General features: G+C 52.4%; 14 protein-coding genes. 10 read left to right on the top strand and 4 right to left on the bottom strand.

Features of this window, described 5'->3' with window-relative positions; translation table 11 throughout:
* The first annotated feature begins 9 nt into the window (after positions 1-9).
* Positions 10-912, top strand: a complete 903-nt coding sequence (rbsK, locus tag HP435_RS21270) for a ribokinase (RefSeq protein ID WP_122963819.1) — start codon at positions 10-12, stop codon at positions 910-912.
* A 100-nt stretch (positions 913-1,012) separates the two neighbouring features.
* Here the strand turns inward: rbsK and HP435_RS21265 are convergent, their stop codons facing one another.
* Positions 1,013-1,564 (bottom strand): PadR family transcriptional regulator, encoded by a 552-nt coding sequence (locus HP435_RS21265; RefSeq protein WP_122963820.1) that lies wholly within the window; start codon positions 1,562-1,564, stop codon positions 1,013-1,015.
* A 253-nt stretch (positions 1,565-1,817) separates the two neighbouring features.
* On the opposite strand from HP435_RS21265, the gene HP435_RS21260 reads away from it, so the two are divergent.
* On the top strand, positions 1,818-3,962 hold the full coding sequence (locus tag HP435_RS21260) for an ATP-dependent Clp protease ATP-binding subunit (protein ID WP_122963821.1): 2,145 nt from the start codon (positions 1,818-1,820) through the stop codon (positions 3,960-3,962).
* Positions 3,963-4,055: 93 nt separating this feature from the next.
* On the opposite strand, the gene HP435_RS21255 is transcribed toward HP435_RS21260, so the two are convergent.
* From HP435_RS21255 to HP435_RS21245, 3 genes are all read right to left on the bottom strand, one after another.
* Entirely contained in the window at positions 4,056-4,415 is a 360-nt protein-coding gene (locus HP435_RS21255; RefSeq protein WP_122963822.1) for an SH3 domain-containing protein, read from the bottom strand.
* A gap of 47 nt (positions 4,416-4,462) precedes the next feature.
* Positions 4,463-5,059: a YqaA family protein gene (locus HP435_RS21250; protein WP_122963823.1), complete on the bottom strand. Its 597-nt coding sequence runs from the start codon at positions 5,057-5,059 to the stop codon at positions 4,463-4,465.
* Between the two features lie 153 nt (positions 5,060-5,212).
* Positions 5,213-6,562, bottom strand: coding sequence for an aminotransferase-like domain-containing protein (locus tag HP435_RS21245; RefSeq protein WP_122963824.1), 1,350 nt, complete (start codon positions 6,560-6,562; stop codon positions 5,213-5,215).
* Between the two features lie 133 nt (positions 6,563-6,695).
* Between HP435_RS21245 and HP435_RS21240 the strand changes: the two genes are divergently transcribed.
* From HP435_RS21240 to HP435_RS21205, 8 genes are all read left to right on the top strand, one after another.
* Positions 6,696-7,643, top strand: coding sequence for a DMT family transporter (locus tag HP435_RS21240; protein WP_173596793.1), 948 nt, complete (start codon positions 6,696-6,698; stop codon positions 7,641-7,643).
* Positions 7,644-7,833: 190 nt separating this feature from the next.
* Positions 7,834-8,820 carry an ABC transporter ATP-binding protein gene (locus HP435_RS21235; RefSeq protein ID WP_122963826.1) on the top strand — a complete coding sequence of 329 codons (987 nt, stop codon included), beginning with the start codon at positions 7,834-7,836 and terminating at the stop codon, positions 8,818-8,820.
* Between the two features lie 44 nt (positions 8,821-8,864).
* A complete protein-coding gene (locus HP435_RS21230) occupies positions 8,865-9,668 on the top strand; it encodes an ABC transporter permease (RefSeq protein ID WP_063228172.1) in 804 nt (267 codons plus the stop codon).
* Positions 9,665-10,462: an ABC transporter permease gene (locus HP435_RS21225; protein WP_122963827.1), complete on the top strand. Its 798-nt coding sequence runs from the start codon at positions 9,665-9,667 to the stop codon at positions 10,460-10,462. Before HP435_RS21230 ends, HP435_RS21225 begins: the two co-directional genes overlap by 4 nt.
* A 45-nt stretch (positions 10,463-10,507) precedes the next feature.
* A complete protein-coding gene (locus HP435_RS21220) occupies positions 10,508-11,563 on the top strand; it encodes a polyamine ABC transporter substrate-binding protein (RefSeq protein ID WP_122963828.1) in 1,056 nt (351 codons plus the stop codon).
* A 92-nt stretch (positions 11,564-11,655) separates the two neighbouring features.
* The gene (locus tag HP435_RS21215; protein WP_229049729.1) at positions 11,656-13,131 is read left to right on the top strand and encodes a copper resistance CopC/CopD family protein; all 1,476 of its coding nucleotides are present in this window, start codon (positions 11,656-11,658) and stop codon (positions 13,129-13,131) included.
* On the top strand, positions 13,128-13,763 hold the full coding sequence (locus HP435_RS21210) for a YcnI family copper-binding membrane protein (RefSeq protein ID WP_122963829.1): 636 nt from the start codon (positions 13,128-13,130) through the stop codon (positions 13,761-13,763). Before HP435_RS21215 ends, HP435_RS21210 begins: the two co-directional genes overlap by 4 nt.
* A gap of 307 nt (positions 13,764-14,070) precedes the next feature.
* Complete coding sequence (locus HP435_RS21205; RefSeq protein WP_173599911.1) at positions 14,071-15,312, top strand: MFS transporter; 1,242 nt, start codon at positions 14,071-14,073, stop codon at positions 15,310-15,312.
* Positions 15,313-15,704: the final 392 nt, after the last annotated feature.

The raw sequence follows: 15,704 nt of genomic DNA, 5'->3' as shown, positions 1-15,704 counted from the left end.
TAGCACGTTGTGAAAATCGCAGTAGTAGGAAGCATCAATATGGATCTCGTCTCCCACGTCCACCATCTGCCCAAGGCAGGAGAAACGATTGCAAGCCATGACTTTATGCTGATTCCAGGCGGAAAAGGGGCGAATCAGGCAGTTGCTGCCGCACGTCTGGGCGCGCACGTATCCATGATCGGAATGGTGGGCGAGGATGAAAATGGCACCATCATGCTTGCGGGCATGACAGAGGCGCAGGTTCATGTCGAAGGAATCAAGCGCGAGGGTACGACTGGCATGGCCTTCATCAATGTCAGCGATGACGGGGAAAACAACATTGTGCTGGTTCCCGGAGCCAATGCACAAGTGAGCATAGAGCACATCGATGAGAACCTGTCGATTATCGAGCAGAGCGACGTCGTGCTGTTGCAGCTGGAAATCCCGCTCCACGTCGTGGAATACGTCGTGAAAAAGGCAGCTGCGCTCGGCAAGCTGGTCATTTTGAATCCGGCTCCGGCAAGGGCACTCTCGCAGGAACTGTTACAGCATGTGCACACCTTGACGCCGAATGAAACAGAGCTGGCCATTTTGAGCGGTCTGCCCGTCACGACGCCGGAAGAAGCCGGGGAAGCGGCGAGAAAGCTTTTGGCAAGCGGTCCGAGACGGATCATTGTCACCCTGGGCGAAAAAGGCGCGCTTTTGGTCACGGAGGAGAAAACCGTGCATGTGCCTGCTTGTCGGGTCGAGCCAGTGGATACGACTGCGGCAGGCGATTCGTTTACCGCAGCTTTTGCCGTGGGCATGGCAAAAGGGATGTCGGATGTGGAAGCAGCCGGATTTGCCAGCAAAGTGGCTGCGATCGTCGTGACTAGACGCGGGGCGCAGCCATCGCTGCCCACGCTGGCAGAAGTAGAGGCGCACTCCTTTTAGCGAGCGTCTGTATCTTTCTATCATGTCATGGACGAAAACGAAAGAAAAAGCAAACGTGTTTTGGAGCGCAATGTTCCAAAGACGCGTTTGCTTTTTGTTTTTAGGAACGCTTCTGCAACAGCTCCAACACCCACTCGCACCAGGCGATATCCTCTTTCATGCGCCGTGATCCCCATGAAAGCAGCAAATAATCCCCAAATTCCGGATGGTTCGGATGGTCGGGCGGATACGAATGTTCGGCAGAATCACTCTCGTACTCCTTTAAGTAGTGCTCGTACATGTCCAAATGCTCGCGACATTGCTGGATGCGCTCGACAAACATCGTAGAGGCCGCTTTTTCGTCCGCCAATCCGAGGCAGTACGTTTTCAGCACCAGCTCGTCACGCAAAACAGGCTCTGCTGCCGGCTCGCTAAGCCAGACTTTTAGTGCAATCTGTCCTTTTTCTGTAATGGAATACACTTTTTTATCAGGACGATCCGTCTGGTGGATGCGAGTGAACTCCAGATAGCCCTCCTGTTCCAGCTTCGCCAGCAGCGGGTAAATTTGGCTGTGCTTGGCCTGCCAAAATGGTTGCAGCTGGAGCATCAAATCATAGCCGGAGCTTGGTGTGCGGGCAACCAGCCCGAGGAGTCCATACGCGAGTGTGTTCAAAGTGAAAAGCCCCCTGACTTTAGCGAATATCAACCTCATTATAGGAAGGGTTTTCTGGCGAAGCAAGAGAGAACCTGCGTCCTGTATAGCTTCTCCCAAGCGAAAGCAGAAAATCCAAAGTTACCCTCTTGAAAGTCAAAGAAGGTCAAACTATAATAAAGTCATCGAAGGTCAGAAATGGTCAAACAACCGTTGACCTGTCGAACACACAAATAAGAAAAAATCCAAAAGCATGATTTTGGGGGTATGAAACATGCAATGTGAAATCTGCAAACAACGACAAGCAACTGTGTCCGTCCATATACGCGTACAAGACAAACAGCAAGCCTACAACCTGTGCCGGGAGTGCAATGCCAAGCTCGGCAGCAAAATGGGAGTAGGGATGGGCTTCAGCCCGTTCTCTTCCTTCTCCGGTCTGGACGACTTCCTGCAAGGCTTCGCACAAGCGCAGGCCCATGCAAAAGGCGGTCAACAGCCGAACATGAAGGGACAGGCGACAACTGCGGACAGAGGCGGCCTTCTGGACGAACTGGGGCGCAATCTGAACGATGCGGCCCGCGCAGGGCTGATTGATCCGGTCATCGGACGCGACCAGGAAATCGAGCGTGTGATCGAGATTTTGAACCGCCGCAACAAAAACAACCCGGTGCTCATCGGGGAGCCGGGTGTAGGGAAGACGGCAATTGCCGAAGGTCTGGCCTTGCGCATTACGGAAGGTCAAGTGCCTGCCAAGCTGAAAAACAAGCAAGTGTACGTGCTGGACGTGGCTTCTCTGGTCGCAGGCACGGGGATTCGCGGACAATTCGAGGAAAAGATGAAGCAAGTGATTGCCGAGCTGCAATCGCGCAAAAACGTCATCCTGTTCGTGGATGAAATTCATTTGCTGGTGGGAGCAGGCTCTGCGGAAGGCTCGATGGACGCCGGAAACATTCTCAAGCCTGCCCTGGCGCGCGGCGAGCTGCAACTGGTTGGGGCCACTACCTTAAAAGAGTACCGCGTCATTGAAAAGGATGCCGCGCTGGAGCGCCGCTTGCAGCCTGTGATGGTCAAAGAGCCGACAGTGGAGGCCGCTATCGAGATTTTGCAAGGACTGCGTCCGAAATACGAAGCTTTCCACCAGGTCGCTTACTCCGATGACGTGCTCCGCGCCTGCGTCGAATACTCGCATCGTTACATCCAGGATCGCTTCCTGCCTGACAAGGCGATCGACCTGATGGATGAAGCCGGATCGCGGCTGAATCTCCGCTCTTCTGCGGCAGATACGAGCCAGCTGCATGAGCGCCTGGCGCAAATTAACCAGGAGAAAAAAGCAGCGACCGAGCAAGAAAATTACGAGCAAGCTGCCCGCCTGCGCGATGAAGAAGCGGAAATTCTCGGCAAGCTGGATCAGCTTGATGGGGCCGCTAATCGCACGAAAGTGGAAGTATCAGATATTCAGGAGATGATCGAGCAAAAAACAGGCATCCCTGTCCGCAAGCTGCAAAGCGACGAGCAGGAGCGGATGAGAAATTTGGCTGCGCACCTGGAAGCCAAAGTCATCGGGCAATCGGAAGCTGTCGCACAGGTCGCCAAGGCGATTCGCCGCAGCCGCGCCGGGTTGAAGCCGAAAAATCGGCCAATTGCCTCCTTCCTGTTCGTCGGACCGACTGGCGTAGGGAAGACAGAGCTGTCCAAAGCGCTCGCCGAGGAGCTGTTCGGCACGAGAGATTCGATGATTCGCCTCGACATGAGCGAATACATGGAGAAGCATTCCGTCTCCAAGCTGATCGGTTCGCCTCCAGGCTATGTAGGCCACGAGGAAGCGGGACAGTTGACCGAGCGAGTGCGCCGCAATCCGTACAGCATCATTTTGCTGGATGAGATCGAAAAAGCGCACCCGGACGTCATGCACATGTTCCTGCAAATTTTGGAGGATGGCCGCCTGACAGACAGCCAGGGCCGCACCGTGAGCTTCAAGGAAACGGTCATTATCGCAACGAGCAATGCCGGAGTGGCTGAGCGCAAAAAAGCGTTAGGCTTCGGCGCCGAGGAACAGCAGCCTGGCACTGTGCTTGATTCGCTGGGAGCGTACTTCAAACCGGAATTTTTGAACCGCTTCGACTCGATTATTTCTTTCGCTCATCTGGAAAAGCAAGACTTGGTGCAAATCGTGGAGCTGCTGCTCCAGGAAGTCGTGCTGAATCTCGGCGAGCAAGGAATCGAGCTTGAAGTGACAGACGCTGCCAAAGAAATGTTGGCTGAGCTGGGCTACAATCCCGCTTTCGGGGCACGCCCGCTGCGTCGCGTGATCGCCCAGCAGGTCGAAGATGGCATCGCCGATCTGTTGATGGAGGAAGCGGATGTGCGCAAGATCGTGGTGGAAGTTGAGGAAGAAGCGATTCGCGTGAAAAAAGCATAAGGGTTTGTCCCAAAAAGAGTCCCTGACGGCTAGACAGGGACTCTTTCTTTCCTATATCGAGATAGAAGCGAGCGTTTGCGCAAAAAGAGATTGCTATTGGCTTGCAAGCTGAAGATTTCGCATCGGAACCCATCCGTATTCCCGGTTGGTGGACATACACCATCCCCAGCCATTCAGCTCTTGGAGCAACTCAACCGTATCTCCTTCATTTACATCTAGCTCTTTTGCGGAGTAATTTTCCGTAATGATGCCTTCCTTGTCCTTTGCTTGAATAATCTGTTCAGGCACCCAGCCTTCCATGCTATGGTCAAGCGTATAGCAGTACCTCCAGTTCCTCCAACCGTCGGGATCATCGTCGACTCGACCGAGTATGACGGTTTGACCTTGAGTCAATTCAATGGGGGTAGGGTAGTTTATTCGGTGCTGAATCATGACTTTATATGTTTGGCTCATATTGCAGCTCCTTTCTGAATAATGATTCAAGCCAGGCTACAAGCTGATCATTCCCCTGCTTGCTTGTTGGCAGTTTGCATCAGTTGTTTTTTGGCCCGCATTTTTCGCACCAAAAGTCCGATCAGCAAAATCGGGATCATCAGCAAGAACACGTACAGGGAGGCGTGACCGACCATATTTTCCGCCATCCGCCCGTAAAAGTAAAACAGGAAACCGACGAGGTAAAATTTCACGGCTCTGCCGATTGCGGCATAACCGATCAGCTTCCAGAGCGGATAATTCAGACAGCCGGACAAGATCGTGAATACTTTGAACGGAATCGGGGTGAAGGAGCCGACAAAAATGGCGACTTCGCCTCTTTTTTGAAACATCTCGGTTGCCGAGTCAATCCACTCTTTTTTGAGCAGTTTGTACAGGACAGAGTGGCCGAGCAGTTTACCGAGAAAGTAGCCGACGGGTGTACCAACCAGACACGCGATATATCCTGCGGTTGCAATCCATAAAGCAGCGGATGGATCAATCAGGCTTAATGAAACTTGCAGAAAGAATACAGGAATGGGGAAGATGACGGCGTCTGCAAAAGAATGGATGACGACTCCCCAAATGCCGTATTCCATCAAAAAATCTAAAACGTTCTGAACCATTTCATTCTCCTTTGTCCATCTCATGCGATCCGCCTGCTGCGACGGATAAAAATGGGTAGAGTCGTGTGGCGTAACGATGTTGTATACAAATTAAGACGGATATTCCCGAAATATGGTTACGGTTGCTGCTTTTGCAAAAACTTTTTTCTTTCATTATAACCGCATCGCATGCAATACTGCCATCAACTCGTCAATTCCTTTTTCCACCGATTCGGCCTTGGCGTTGGATACATTCAGCTTCAAAATATTTTCCCGGGGAAACAGGGGCAAATAATGCCTGTCTGCCGCTTCCAACAAGATCGAGCGTTTTTTAGCCAGCTGGATCAGACGGGATGCGTCAACTCGCGGGTCCAGCACAAGATGCGTGTGAATCCCCGGATAAGGCAGAGGGCGAAACGCAAACAGAGCGTCAGCGCGGGCTGCATGGGCGAGCAGCGCTTCTGTCAGAAGCTTCGATCGGAGCTGATACGATTGGCGGATTTTTTGCCTGTGCCGTTCAAACATGCCGCTTTTCAAATAAATTTCCAGCGCGGCTTGGGACAGCATGGAGCTATCGATGTCCCGCAGCCGTTTGAACTGCAAAAACGACTCGCACAGCGCATCGGGAATGACGGCGACACCGAGGCGCAGCCCGGGAAAAATGATTTTGGAATAGCTTTTCATGTAAATCGTCCGCTCGAAACGATCGTAGGAGAACAGCGGGTCTGCCTTGCTGTCATGCTCCAAATCTGCCATATGGTCGTCTTCCACGATGTAAACGTTGTAGCGGTGGGCCAGTTCGGCAATGCGCTGTTTTTCCTTGCGGGTATACGACGTTCCGAGCGGGCTGTGAAAGCGCGGCATCGTGTAAAAAAATTTGATCTTTTCTGTCCGGAAAATGCGCTCCAGCTCGTCCAGATCAATTCCTTGCGCCGTTCGCATGATCCCAGTCACCGGAATGTTGTGCATCTGCAAGTAATCGATAAACAGATGGTAGCTCGGCTGCTCGATCAGGACGGTTTCCCGCCCGTTGGGGAACGGAATCGTACACAAAAGCGACAGCGCCTGCTGAACGCCGGATGTGATGAAGATGTTCGCTGGCTTGGCAAAAACCTGATGGTTGGCCAAATGCTTGGCGATCACGGGGATGAGCGTAGGCAGCCCTTTGGCGGTGCCGTACAGGAACAGGTCGTTGCGGTATGTCTCAATCGCTTTGTTGATACAGTGTTGAAAGTCAAGGTACGGAAACACGTCAGGATCAGGGGCAGAGGTGGCGAAGTCGATGCTGTTACAGTTGTTTGGCTCGCTGTCTCGCTGCTTTTTGACGACGTAAAAGCCGCTGCGGTCTACCGAGTAGATCAGATGACGTTTCTCCAACTCGTTCAGCGCCTGGATCACCGTGCTGTTGCTGCATTGATATTGGGTTGCCAACTCGCGGATGGACGGCAGCTTGTCGCCATCCTGGTAGGTGTTGCCCTCGATCAGCGTCTCCAACTCGTTCTGCAATTGCAAATATTTATGCATGAAATCCCTTCCTGGCGCATGGACTTTGTATCGGTACAGATCGTCTTTTTTTGCATTGTAGCATGATTGCCGCCCCATTACTATGAAAGCAGGAAATAATTGCTGCATAGGCAACGATTGGGGAGAGATCAGCTTGAAGGATCAACATAAAGCTATAGGGGCCGCACTTTTGAATGCCATGATCGTCGGCTTGTCGTTTATTTTCGTAAAAATGGCGCTGACGTCAGCCACTCCGATGGACGCGATGGCGCACCGCTTTACGATCGCTTTTGTCGCCGCGACGATTCCCGTTTTGTTCGGATGGGTCCGGCTGTCGATCAAGCCGCGCGACATTTTGGTCATTTTGCCATTGGCTTTGCTCTATCCGGCGCTGTTTTTCGGGCTGCAAACGTTTGGACTGGTGTACACGACCGCGTCGGAAGCCGGGATCATTGTCGCCACCGTTCCGATTTTCACGATGGTCATGGCCGCTTTTTTTCTCGGCGAGACATCTACGTGGCTGCAAAAGTTTTGTACGCTGCTGTCTGTAGCAGGTGTCGTGTTCATTTTCGCGATGAAGGGCGCAGGGGTAGGGATGGGCAGCAGCCTCGGCACCATTTTGATCTTGCTCTCGGCCTTGTCGCTCGCGGGGTATAGCGTGTTGGCGAAGAAGATGACGAAAGCCTTCCATTATATAGACGTCACGTATATGGTTTCCGTAATCGGCTTTTTGGCCTTCAACGCGCTGGCCTTGATCCAGCATGGCGCAAACGGCACGCTGTCGGAGTTTTTCCTGCCGCTCACGCATTCGTCGTTTATTATCTCGGTGCTCTATTTGGGTGTGCTGTCTTCTTTGGTGACATCTTTCATGACGAATTTTGCCTTGTCGAAAATGGAAGCGTCGAAGATGAGTGTTTTCAACAACTTGTCAACGCTCGTGACGATTGCCGGAGGTGTGGTGCTTCTCAGGGAGCAGATCGCCTACTACCACCTGCTCGGAGCGCTCATGATCATTCTCGGTGTCATCGGGACGAATTTCCTGGGAAAGAAAAAAGGAACCGCGGTAGACACCAACGGGAAGCTCAAATCGCAATCTTTGTAAGAACAAACGCACAGGAAAAATGGAGCAGAGACTGTTGGGCTGCTCCGTTTGTTTTTGTCCGCTGACAGGAGGGACCAGCCGCAAAAAAATCAGGACCAATGCGGGTGAAACTGTTTACAAAAGTCGACATACACGATATAGTTACCTAGATTGTTGCTATGAGTATAATGACATATGGTGAGATGACGGAATGAAAACGATTATTCATCTGGATTCAATTGAAAAAAGCTTTCACGGTACTGTCGTCGTCCCCTCTTTTTCTCTCTCCATTGAAGAAGGGGAGTTTTTGACGTTGCTCGGCCCCAGCGGCTGCGGCAAGACGACGCTTTTGCGGATGATTGCAGGGTTTGAGGAGCCGACTTCCGGGGATATTTTCCTCGACGAGAAGCCGCTCACCCATGTGCCGCCTTATCAGCGGGATATGAACATGGTGTTCCAGCAGTACGCCCTGTTTCCGCATATGACTGTCGAACAAAACATTTTGTTCGGTTTGAAAATGAAAAAAGTAAGTGCAGCAGAGCAAAAACAGCGCCTGGAGGAAGTTTTGCAGTACGTGCAGTTGACCGAGCTGAGAAAACGTACGCCAAAGCAACTGTCCGGCGGCCAGCAGCAGCGTGTGGCGATTGCCCGGGCGATCATCAACAATCCGCGCGTCCTTTTGCTGGACGAGCCGCTTGGCGCCCTGGACTACCAACTGCGCAAAAGCTTGCAGCTGGAACTGAAAAATCTGCAAAAGAACCTCGGGATCACGTTTATTTACGTAACCCATGACCAGGAAGAAGCAATGGCCATGTCGGACCGGATCGCCGTCATGAACAAAGGACGGATCGAACAGATCGCTTCTCCTGCCGAGATTTACAACCATCCGCAGACGCTGTTCGTCGCTACTTTCATCGGGGAAAACAACATTTTCCGCGACAATGGGACGAATACAGCTGTCCGCCCGGAAAAGATCAAGCTGTACCAGCCAGAAGCAGACAAGGACAAGCACAAAAAGCTGGGAACGATTGCTGACGCGGTATTCCTCGGCAACCTGCGCAAAGTGTTCATCCGCCTCGACGGTCAAGACATGACAGTCATGGCCCATCAGTACGCAGGAGACGGTCTGGACTGGAAGGTGGGAGATCGGGTCGCCATTGGTTGGGCGCAGACGGACGAGGTGATCCTGACTTGTTGAACAAAAAGCCGGTAAAACTGCTCGCAGCACCCGCCCTTTTGTGGATGGGTGTGCTTTTCGTCCTGCCCATGCTTATGATTGCGCTGATGTCCTTCCTTAAAAGAGGCACATACGGGCAAGTTGTCTATGAATTTACGCTGAACAATTACGTGCGCATTTGGGACCCGCTGTACGGGCAAATTTTTGCGGACACGCTGGTAGTTGCCATTTTGACAACGGTGTTGTCGATCGTGTGCGGCTATCCGCTTGCGTATTACATTTCCCGCCTGGAAAAGTCGTCCCAGCAAATTTGGCTGTTGCTTGTGATGATTCCGTTCTGGATCAACTTTCTGGTCCGTTCCTACGCCTGGGTGATCATCCTGCGCTCCCAGGGGGTCGTCAATACGATTTTGCAATCATTGGGAATTATTACGGAGCCATTGCCGCTTTTGTACAATTCCGGTTCGGTGCTTTTGGGGATGGTGTACACGCTGCTGCCGTTCATGGTGCTGCCGATTTACGTGTCCCTGGAGCAGATGGATCGCCGCAAGCTGGAAGCGGCGTACGATCTGGGAGCGACTCCGTGGAGAGCTTTTTGGCACGTTACGCTGCCGATGACCAAAACAGGCGTCGTCACCGGATCGATTCTCGTCTTTGTCTCCTCGATCGGGATGTTCGTCGTGCCGGACGTGATGGGCGGGGCGAAGTCGGCCCTGATCGGAAACGTGATTCAGAACCAGTTCCTTTCGGCGCGTGACTGGCCGTTTGGCTCGGCATTGTCGATCGTGTTGATGCTGTTGTCCATGCTCCTGATTCTTCTGTACTTCCGCGCTGTCAAAGCGGGCGAGGCAAAGGAGGGGGCAGCATGAAAACGTGGCGCAGACATACGCTTTCCGGCTACTCTTGGCTGATGCTGGTCTTCTTGTACTTGCCGATTGCGATTCTCGTTCTATATTCGTTCAATGACTCGCGGATCAACGCGACGTGGAACGGGTTTACATGGAAGTGGTACGTCTCCTTGTTCGACAACAGACAAGTCATGCAGGCGCTCATGAACAGCCTGTCCATCGGGGTGATCAGCAGCGTGCTGGCAACGGTTTTGGGCACGGCTGCGTCGCTCGCCATCAAGCATTACTCCTTGCGCTGGCGCAATGTCGTCAACGGGCTGATCTACTTGCCGATTGTGATTCCCGAGATCATGATGGGACTTGCCCTTCTCGTCTTGTTCAGTCAGGTGCACATGGAGTTGGGCAAGTGGACACTCATCATGGCGCACGTGACCTTTTCCATGCCGTATGTGATGGTGATCGTCTCCGCCCGCCTGGCCGATATGGGCAAAGAGCTGGAGGAGGCGGCGCAAGATTTGGGCGCTACCCCGTGGGGAACATTGCGTCATGTGACGCTGCCATTGATCATGCCCGGAATCGTCGCTGGCTTTTTGATGTCGTTTACTTTGTCGCTCGATGATTTCATTATTTCGTTCTTCGTGGCTGGTCCTAATTCGACCACGCTGCCATTGTACATTTACGGCCTGGTAAAACGCGGCGTATCCCCGGAAGTCAATGCGCTTTCGACGCTGTTGATCGCAAGCACGGTGCTGCTGGTGATTATTGCCGAGCTTTTCCGCCGCAAAGATTCCAAAAACGGTCAGATTCACTTTTAGTTGACCAGACGTATCCCATACCGATTTGGAGGTTGAGAAGAAAAAATGAAACGTTTCAAATCCATGATGATCGGCGCTTTGACCGCCGTACTCGCAGTGACAGCTGTCGGCTGCTCCTCGTCGTCCGAACCCGAGCAGCAAGTATTGAACATCTACAGCTGGGCAGACAATTTTGACCTGGATGTCATCAAAGATTTCGAGCAAAAGTACAATGTCAAAGTCAACTACGACGTGTATGGCAGCAACGAGGAAATGCTGGCAAAAATCCAGGCTGGCGCATCGGGCTACGATTTGATTCAGCCGTCCGATTACATGGTGGCAACGATGATTCAGCTCGGCCTTCTCGAAGAGTTGAACAAAGAAAACATTCCGAACATGAAAAACATCGTGTCTACGTTCAAGACGCCTCCTTTTGACAAGGAAAACAAATACTCGCTCGTGTACACGTGGGGAATCACCGGGATTGCCTACAACAAAAAGTATGTCAAAGAAACGCCGACAAGCTGGAACGATCTGTGGAACGAAGCGTACAAAGGTCGCGTCATCATGCTGAACGACCCGCGCGAAGTGATGGGGATGGCTCTGATCAAAAACGGCTTCTCCAACAGCACAACAAACAAGGACGAGCTGGCAAAGTCGTTCGCTGATCTGAAAAAAGTGCTGCCGAGCGTCATGGCTTTTGATACGGACAACATCAAGCAAAAAATGATCGCGGAAGAAGCGTGGATCGGTACGGTCTGGTCTGGCGACGCTGCGATTATTAACGGACAAAACCCGGATGTGGAGTACGTCATTCCAAAAGAGGGCGCGACGATCTGGGCAGACACGCTGGCGATTCCAAAAGGAGCCAAGCACAAAGATTTGGCGGAGAAATTCATCAATTACTTGATGGAGCCGGAAGTCAGCGTGAAAAACTACGAGTCGATCGGCTACAGCAACCCGAACGAACAGGCATATCCACTGCACAGCGAAGAATATCGCGCGAACAAAATGATCTTCCTGGACAAAGCGGATATCGCCCGCGCCGAGTGGCTGGTTGATGTCGGAGATACGCTGCAAGAATACGACCGCTACTGGACTGAGATGAAGAGCGGCCGATAAACCGAATCGCCACAAGCAGAAGAACCGAGATGGGATGAATGAAGCATCCTGCCTCGGTTTTTGTTTTGGGCACGGATGGGGTCAGGACGATTATGGAAAAACTACCTGCACCAGGGAAAGAAGGGCGGGAACGCCAGTTTTTGCTTCAAAAAATCGTCACAGCAGATAGCCCGATGGAGCCATACAGAAAAGTAGACGAGTTTGATAGGATTAAGGACGAAAAGGCGAAGGAAGTAGGTGATATGCTGATGCACAGCATAAAGCGACTATGGACCGTGCTTTCGCTGGCCTTTTTTTTGGTGCTTGCGATTGGAACGAATTTGGCTTACGCCCATGCCGGCATGATGGGCAGCAGTCCGCAAGACGGCGAGCTGCTACAGACGAATCCGGGGCAAATCTCCATGAGGTTTACCGAAACACTGGAGCCTGACCTTGTCACCATACGTTTGTTTGATTGGGACGGGAAAGAAATACAAATGCAACGCCCGACTCTTCAGCCGGGAGACGCTTCGCAGGTCAATGCGCAGCTTCCGGCCGATTTGGCGGAAGGTACGTATTCCGTCATCGTCTCGGTCGTGTCCGAGGACGGCCATCCGGTAGAGGAGCGCCTGACTTTTTCCATCGGGCAAAAGAGCGCGGTAGTCGTGCCGCCGGGTGAAAACAAGACTGACACGAATTACTTGATTGTGTATCGCTACCTCGCCCAAGGGATCATTTTGCTGGGCGGCGGACTGTATTTGATCGCAGCGTGGGGACAGCGCTACGGCTTGCCGAAGCTCGCGGCACTGATCGGAATCGGCAGACAGATCGGCTGGGCGCTTGCGATCGTGGGACTTATTTTTCTCTGGTTCTTGTACGACGAATCGCTGAAGGCTGTTTCTTTGACCGACGCCTTGCTGCATCTGGACAGCAACTTGCTGATGCAGTCTCCCTTTGCCGTCATGCTGATCGTCTCCTTTATTCTCTTGCTGCTTTTGGCGATACCGGGCATGGTGTCTGGCTGGTATGCGGGCATATGGGTGTTGTTGATCAGCGCGCAAGCTTTTGGCGGTCATGCTTGGGGAATTGCTCCCGTCTGGCTGTCGATCGTGCTGCGGCTGCTGCATGTGCTCACAGTGGCACTCTGGCTGGGGGCGCTCGTCTACCTGCTCTTGGTGTCCAAAGAGGCGGAGCGGGGCAATGAGCCGTTCAAGCGGTTCTTTTTGCGCCTGGTTGCGACAGCGGCTGTGCTTGCTGTTGTGACGGGAGTATTCATGCTGCTCGTACAAACGGACGTGACGAGCATTCTCGCAAGCTCGCTTGCCTGGAACTACCTGCTGTACGGAAAAATCGTCAGCGTCGTCATCATGCTGGCGCTCGCCTACAGACAGACAAAGCGCTGGCGGGGAAGCAACCAGTTGCAGAGGAAGTGGCTGCGCTGGGAAATCGTTTTTGGCATCGTCGCTGTGTTGGCAGGGCTGTGGATGAGTCAAACCAACTACCCGACCGACGCGACAAACAAAACAGACACGACAAACACACAAGCCGCTTATGCAAGCAGCGACAAACTAGGAGGGTTTTCTCGATGAACATGAAAAAATGGATGAGCAGTGTATTGGTGGCAGGAGCTGTCCTGACGCTCGCGACAGCAGCACAGGCGCACGTCAACGTCTATCCGAAAGAAACGACTACCGGATCGTATGAAAAATACACCGTTCGCGTTCCTGTAGAAAAAGACGTCAACACAGTGAAGGTAAAGCTGGAATTTCCGGCTGGCGTAAAAGTAAACACCGTTCAGCCTGTTCCTGGCTGGAGCTATGAATTTGAAAAAGACAAGGACGGCGTGAACACAGCACTTGTCTGGACAGCGACAAACGGCGGGATCAAAGCGCACGAGTTCATGGAGTTCGCTTTTGTCGGGGCGAATCCGAAAGAAGAAGGCACGCTGGCGTGGAAAGCGTACCAAACGTATGCGGACGGCGAGGTAGTGGAGTGGACAGGCGACAAGGACGCCAAGACTCCAGCGTCCGTGACGACTGTCAAAGCAGGTGTTGGCGAGGCTGGACACGATCATGGCCATGGTGCAGCAGAAGCGACAACTCCGGCTCCTGCGACCGGTCAAGCAGCAGCAAGCGCAGGCACAAGCAACACGTTGCCTCTGGTGCTTTCCGGACTGGCGCTCTTGCTCTCCATCGTGGGGCTGTTCAGAAAGAAAGCATAAGAGAGAGAGTAGCGGAGAAGAAACACGGCGGGAAAAACCGTGCAGCGAGCAACATGCTGCGCGGTTTCTTATTTTCCCCTACCTTTTTGGGCGGAATCTCCTTATAATTATGACTAATTACTTTCGGAGGTGTTAAATGATGTCAGTCATCAAATTGGAGCAAGCAAGTAAACAGGTAGGAAAACAATACAATCGGCAGTGCGGCACGTGCGGTTTTTCTTCGCGATAAGGAACGATTGAAGTAGCCTGTTCACGGCTGAAAAATGACGGAACGTGTCCTCTGCCAGAATAGGTGGAGACTGCTTCCATGGTTATGAATGCAACGACTGTATATATGGTCAAACGTTTTATGGCGTCACTCGCCAACACGACGATGTTTACGACTTACGCGATCTTTTACATCGCGACATTGGGCCTGAACCCGTTCGAGCTTTTGCTGGTCGGTATGGTGCTGGAGCTGTCCGTCCTGCTGTTTGAGGGTGTGACAGGCGTGGTGGCCGATACGTACAGCCGCCGTCTGTCCATTATCATCGGGATGTTTCTGTTGGGGATCGGCTTTGCGCTGCAAGGGATTCTTCCCGTGCTCGATGGCTGGCTGCCTTTTGTCTCTGCGTTTGTTTGGGTCTTGATTGCCCAACTGTTTTTTGGCGTGGGCGATACGTTCGTCAGTGGAGCCGACACAGCGTGGATTGTGGATGAGGTGGGCGAGGAAAAGCTGGGCAGCATCTTTATGCGCGCGAAGCGTTACTCGCTTTTGGCGAATATGCTCGGAATCGGGCTGAGTGTGTGGCTGTCTACGCTGGCCCCGAACTTGCCGTATTTGTTTGGCGGGTTGATCTACCTGGCACTGGGCGTTTTTCTGATCTTCTTTATGAAAGAAACGGGCTTTACCCCAAGAGAGAGGGAGAAAGGCACGTCCCAGTGGAAAGAGATGAGCGAGACGTGGCTGTCGGGAGCGCGAGTCATTCGCAAAGAGCCGATTTTGCTGTTGATTTTGCTGGTGACGCTGTTTACAGGAGCAGCTTCCGAAGGGTATGACCGCTTGCATGAAGCGCATTTGATTTCCGAGATCGGCTTCCCGCAGGTTGCCGGGATTTCCATGGCGATGTGGTTCGGAATCATCGCTGCGCTGTCCAGTTTGCTTGGGCTGTTCGCTGTCAGCTTTGCCGAGAAGCGGCTGGATGTCAACAACGAGCGGATCGTCGTCGTCGGCATGTTCGTGTTGACGGCCTTGAAAATCGCTGCGGTCATCGCTTTTGCTACCGCCCCCGATTTTGGCTGGGCGCTGGTTGCCTTGCTTATGATCGGCGTGATCGATTCACTCACCAGTCCCTTGTACGAGACGTGGCTGAATTTGAATATCGAGAGCAGTGTGCGGGCGACGATTTTGTCGATGATGAGCCAGTCCAACGCGCTTGGACAGACGATGGGGGGACCTGTAGTCGGCTGGATCGGGCATCGGCTGTCGATTCGCGCTTCCCTGATTACGGCAGGCTTGCTGCTGATTCCGATTCTCGCTGTGTTCGGTCGAGTGCTGCGTAAACGTTAGACGGTGCATAAATGAAGGAAGAAACGATCTCCGCGGATTTGAAAAGTAACTGATCCAATTTCGATAGAGTAATTCTATACTCGTCGTTTTGCTCGCACCTGACTTAATAGGAAGAGGTAGGCATCGACTTAACGCGGACCCTGTTAATTCTTTCATACGGTTTTTAAGTACTGTTTATAAAATCCTTTCACTTACAACTTCAAGACCTTCATCAATGTCCTTTGTAGCCAGTAGTTGCCACATCGCTGCCACTTCAGTGCCGTCTAGGGGATCAGCTATATCCCAGTAAATAATAACACCCTGCATTCCCGATTCTGCTATCCCCTCGCAAAGATTTAGCTTGAATGAACAAACGCAGCTACTTCCCTTTTCTTTCATAACAAGGAAAAATG

It is taken from the genome of Brevibacillus sp. HD3.3A (assembly GCF_013284375.2).
Lineage (GTDB): Bacteria > Bacillota > Bacilli > Brevibacillales > Brevibacillaceae > Brevibacillus > Brevibacillus parabrevis.
Note: the sequence above shows the minus strand (reverse complement) of the source record. Positions and strands in the feature narration are given on the sequence as shown.